Annotated in this window: 4 protein-coding genes; 1 reads left to right on the top strand and 3 read right to left on the bottom strand. The window is 39.8% G+C overall.

All coding sequences use genetic code 11. From position 1 onward, the window contains the following. The first annotated feature begins 591 nt into the window (after positions 1-591). Positions 592-1,800 carry a hexokinase gene (locus DXB58_RS27470; RefSeq protein ID WP_122138873.1) on the top strand — a complete coding sequence of 403 codons (1,209 nt, stop codon included), beginning with the start codon at positions 592-594 and terminating at the stop codon, positions 1,798-1,800. Positions 1,801-1,954: 154 nt separating this feature from the next. On the opposite strand, the gene DXB58_RS27465 is transcribed toward DXB58_RS27470, so the two are convergent. From DXB58_RS27465 to DXB58_RS27455, 3 genes are all read right to left on the bottom strand, one after another. Beyond that, complete coding sequence (locus DXB58_RS27465) at positions 1,955-3,949, bottom strand: glycoside hydrolase family 97 protein (RefSeq protein ID WP_122138872.1); 1,995 nt, start codon at positions 3,947-3,949, stop codon at positions 1,955-1,957. 115 nt (positions 3,950-4,064) lie between these two features. Then, positions 4,065-5,162 carry a cellulase family glycosylhydrolase gene (locus DXB58_RS27460; RefSeq protein ID WP_122138871.1) on the bottom strand — a complete coding sequence of 366 codons (1,098 nt, stop codon included), beginning with the start codon at positions 5,160-5,162 and terminating at the stop codon, positions 4,065-4,067. Between the two features lie 68 nt (positions 5,163-5,230). Beyond that, positions 5,231-5,410 (bottom strand): fibronectin type III-like domain-contianing protein (locus DXB58_RS27455; protein WP_147338755.1); only part of this gene is annotated, 180 nt, incomplete at its 5' end.

The raw sequence follows: 5,410 nt of genomic DNA, 5'->3' as shown, positions 1-5,410 counted from the left end.
CCTGTCAATACTTTTGCAGGGCAGTGCTTTTTAATGCGTCTGCCCTGTAGTAGGAAGGAATGAAAATGATTAAGGAAAAACATAAAGATATAAGGTGAATGATACACAGGAAAGCAGTAAACAATAGGAAGTTGATTAATAAACGACATAAGGAAAGGAATAATCGCAAGTCCGGCGATAGTCCGGAAAAAGCTACAGCCATCATGCATGAGAAATGAGCAAAATAGATAAAAGGAATATGAGAATAAGATGAGAAATGATTTAAAACCTATGAGAAATGCATTATTTTTAGGTCTAAATGATGGAAATACTATGAGAAACACCATTCTACAGTTTATTTCTCATATCATTATATAATTGATTTACAATTAATTGCCATATCGCTCATGAGAACATGAGAAATGAAAATGAAAAATCATTTGCAGGAGAACTTGAATTCAACGAAAGGTTATTTTTTAGGAAAGAGCAAAAAAGAAAGAGATAAATCAGGAATCCGGCCGAATCCATATACCGTATACCGACCGACCGAGCAAAATTCCTTTTCAGTTGTTATTCATATATATCATAGTATACACAATAAAAGTCAATATCATGGAGAAGAATATTTTTCAGTTAGATAATGAGCAACTCAAAGAAATTGCCCGTTCATTCAAAGCAAAAGTAGAAGAGGGATTGAACACAGAATATGCAGAGATACAATGCATTCCAACTTTTATCACTCCGAAAGCAAGTAGTATTAATGGTAAATCGTTAGTGCTTGATTTGGGAGGAACCAATTATCGGGTGGCAATCGTTGACTTCAGTAAAGTTCCTCCAACCATTCACCCCAACAATGGTTGGAAGAAAGACATGTCGGTTATGAAATCTCCCGGCTATACTCGCGAGGAGTTATTCAAAGAATTGGCAGACATGATTACCGGAATAAAACGGGAGAAAGAAATGCCAATCGGATATTGCTTTTCTTATCCGACAGAGTCTGTGCCAAGCGGAGATGCCAAACTCTTACGCTGGACAAAAGGAGTTGACATAAAAGAGATGATCGGAGAAGTGGTAGGGAAGCCTTTACTGGACTATCTAAACGAAAGAAATAAAATCAAGTTTACGAATATAAAAGTGCTTAATGACACCGTAGCCAGTTTATTTGCAGGACTTACCGACAGCAGTTACGATGCATATATAGGTCTGATTGTGGGAACAGGCACCAATATGGCTACTTTTATTCCGGCTGACAAAATTAAGAAGTTAAGTCCGTCACATAAGGTCGATGGATTGATTCCCGTTAATCTGGAGTCGGGGAACTTCCATCCGCCATTCCTCACCGCAGTAGATAATACGGTAGATGTAATCTCCGACAATCCGGGAAGACAACGTTTCGAGAAAGCTGTATCCGGCATGTACTTGGGAGACATTCTAAAAGCGACTTTCCCTCTGGAAGAATTTGAAGAAAAATTCGATGCACAAAAGCTTACCTCTATCATGAACTATCCCGATATTTATAAAGAAGTGTATGTGCAGGTAGCACAGTGGATATATGGCAGATCGGCGCAATTGGTTGCAGCTTCACTTACAGGGCTTATCATGTTGCTAAAGTCATACAATAAGGAGATAAGGAGAATTTGCCTGGTTGCCGAAGGAAGTCTTTTCTGGAGCAAGAACAGAAAAGATAAAAACTATAATATGATTGTCATGGAGAAATTACGGGAACTCTTCAGTTTATTTGGTTTGGAAGACGTAGAGATCGACATAAAAAGTATGAATAATGCCAATCTGATAGGAACAGGTATTGCGGCATTATCCTGACACGTTCCAATTTGTCATTGCACGGCAGGTCCTCAATCGGCCTGTTCATAAAAATTCGATGCTGTATCAAATTTACTGATACAGCATCGAACCTATTTCAGACTTATTAAATCCGGTTCAATATTTAGATAGAATATAGAACCTAAAGTAGCTATTATTTGATCTTCAGTGCAAAACCACCTCCGGGTGCCAAATGAATCTTCAACTTACTGTCATTCTTTATCCGGAAAGATTCACATTTATAATCACGTCCAACCCGGTGGGCATTCACTCCATCCTTAAATAATGTAGCATCGTATGTCTTGTCGCCCAAGAAGGAACAATCTACTTCAATGTCACGTGCCGTCCAATCGGTAATTCCACCTACATACCAGACATTTCCTGCCCGGCGCGCCGTTACGATGTACTCTCCCATTTTACCATCAAGCACGATACTTTCATCCCATACGGTTGGAATATTGGCAATAAATTCGGTCGATTCCGGTTCGCGCATATAGTTGCTTGGCGCATCGCACAGCATATTGAAAGGAGACTCGAATACCACATACAGAGCAAGTTGGCGACAGCGAGTTCCCTGGCTCATAGGTTCCGAGTTACAAGGATAATAGTTACCTTTCGAAGCATTACGCATCGCGCCTTGGGTGTAATCCATCGGACCGGAAACCTGACGGGTGAAAGGCAACAGTACGTCATACTTCACCTGATCGACCGAAGCCGGACTCCATTTCATCTGTTCCAAGCCATTAACCCCTTCAAAGTTCAACACATTCGGATAAGTACGATTCAAGCCGGCCGGTTTATGCGTTCCATGCAAATCGAGAATCAATTTATATTTAGCACACATTTCGGCAGCCCGATAATTGAATGCTGTCATATACTGATCGTCACGATCCATAAAATCGACCTTAAAGCCTTTGACTCCCATGTCGGCAAAATAACGGCAAACGTTCTCCATATCACGATCGAAGGCATAATAACCAGCCCAAAGAATGATACCTACATTTTTGGAAGCTGCATAATCTACCAGTTCTTTCAGATTAATATCTTTCACTACTTGCATCAAATCCGCCTGCAGGTTGACTGCCCAACCTTCATCAAGGATTACATATTCTATTCCGTTTGCAGAAGCGAAATCAATATATGCTTTATAAGTCGGATTATTTACTCCGGTGATAAAATCAACGCCATCCAAGTTCCAGTTATTCCACCAATCCCATGCCACTTTACCGGGTTTGATCCATGAAATATCCGTCAGACGGGAAGGAGCAGCCAACAAATAGCTCAAGTTGCTTGCCGCCAAATCTTTATCGGAAGTGGTAACAATGCTCATTCGCCATGGAAAACTTCGGGGTTTATCTACTTTGGCAATGTAAGCTTCACGCTCTTTCACTAACATCTGAAGTTGATTGTGTCCGCCCTGCACCGTCTTCTTGGGATAGGGAGCGAATTGACCCGTCAATCGGTTTTCCCCTTCAGCAGCAGATAAATAGAGACCGGGATAATTCTCCAAACCGGATTCTGTGATACAAATCTTGACACCTTCACCAGCATCCACTACTAATGGCAAAAACATCAAACGTTTTTTATTCAGTTTCGATAATCGATCAGTAGTATAAGTGTTCTCGAAAGAATTGAAATATTGGGATTCGTAATCACCGTCTTTCCCCGCTTTTACATACGGAACAGAGGCTACCATATCGGACGGGAAACGGTAATCTACAGTTTCATCCACTACATTGAAAGTTTTCTTCGACCGGCTGACAAAGCGATATGCAATACCATCATTGTAAGCACGAAACTCTACGTTCCAATCTTTCTTAAACCGGAGAGTCAGTTCATTATAGTAATCTCTTAGTTCGTTGGCGCGATAGAAAGGAGAAGGAATCATCTGATCTACTTTTTTCCCGGAAGTGCCGGCCAACTTTGCTTTCTCTCCCCAAACTTCTCCATTATCCAATGTCATTGAAATTGGAGAAGAAGCCAGTATCTGACGTCCGTCACAATGGATGTCATAAGTCAACTTATCACCGACGGTAATAGTTGTTTGGAGTTTCCCATCCGGAGAGTTCAAGGTAAATTGTTTTTGTGCTTGTACCGTAAGCGTACATGCGACAACACATAGAAATAATAAAATCTTCAGTTTTTTCATGGTTTTAATTATAGTAGTTATCAAATCATAAGAAGAATGATGCAAAAATAAAATAATATATTATAGTAACCTATATGAAAACTAAAAAACAGAAATGAAAAATGAATACGAGATTCTATCTTTTTCCTGTCAGAGATTTTATGCAATCGACTTCTTCCTGCTGAAAAGGTACTCCGTTAGAACGATAAATATCATGGAACCATAACTCCGGCTCTTCTCCCGACGGAATCACTTCATCCCAAGCAAAAATAGTATTTGTCTTTCCTGCAACAAATCCCCAATTAATAGCTCCGGTCTTTTCTTTTTTCATCAGAGGAAGGACATTGCAAAAACGGCTGTCATTGCGGCGGGCCATATATTCGGTACAGATCAACGGACGGTTAAGCATCTTTAGAAACTTGATGCACTCGGCATGCTGTGCCTCATTATCGTAATTATGATAAGAGATAATATCCGAATGATTCAGCATAAATGCATTCAGAACATTCTTGCGGGGAGAATTATAGTCCCAGACACCGGCAGTAATCGGTTGTGATGGTTTACAGTCGCGTACCCAGCGAAAAACATTGGTCAATAAAGACAAAGAGGTTTCCTCGTGTTTACTATTTCCGGGTTCATTATACAAATCCCACATCAATATCCGGTCATCATGAGCATAAGTGCGTACAATATCTTTGACATACTCTTGTAGAAAAGGATACAAAGTCAGTGTATCCTTGCGCAAGCTGCATGAAGGGTCCTGTACCCATCCGGAATTATGAACGCCTGGCTTCGGTTCTGGTTGTTTGCCATAAGCAGATTCAGCATTCCAACAGTCATCAAAGAATACAAACATAGGACGAATTGAGTACTTCTTACAAATATTCAGAAATTCATCCATACGTTTTTTCATGCCTTTTGCATCGTTTTTCCACACGACACTGCTTAAGAAAACCCGTAAGGTATTAAAACCCAGATTATGTGCCCATGACAGTTCTTTATCTATTTGTTTAGGATTGAAAGTATCCGCACTCCACATTTCTATCTGATTGATTGCTGTTGCCGGAATATAATTGCAACCTATCAGCCAATCCTGGTCGTCATACCATTTCTGTATTTTCTCTTCTGACCAACGATCATTGTTTGAGGAATTGCACTCCTGCGTACAAGCATTTATACATATCCCCACTAAAAAGAATAAAAATGCAACACTAACACACCATTTATTTTTCATGCTATTTCAATTGATTAATATACAAGTCTATTTATTTTAATTTTCACCTTTGAGTTATACTGTATCCATCATTCAGCTCTAAACCGCTTGGTTTGTACATCACGGGAGTTCGATCCTACCATGACATCAAATTCTCCTGGTTCATAGATATATTCCAAACCGGAATTATAGAATTTCAGATCATTTTCCGTGATAACGAACTTAATGTCACGACTTTCACCACTCTTCAGGAAAATACGTTCAAAGCC

This window comes from Bacteroides sp. OM05-10AA (genome assembly GCF_003439055.1).
GTDB lineage: Bacteria > Bacteroidota > Bacteroidia > Bacteroidales > Bacteroidaceae > Bacteroides > Bacteroides intestinigallinarum.
This window is presented reverse-complemented; position numbering and strand designations above follow the sequence as displayed.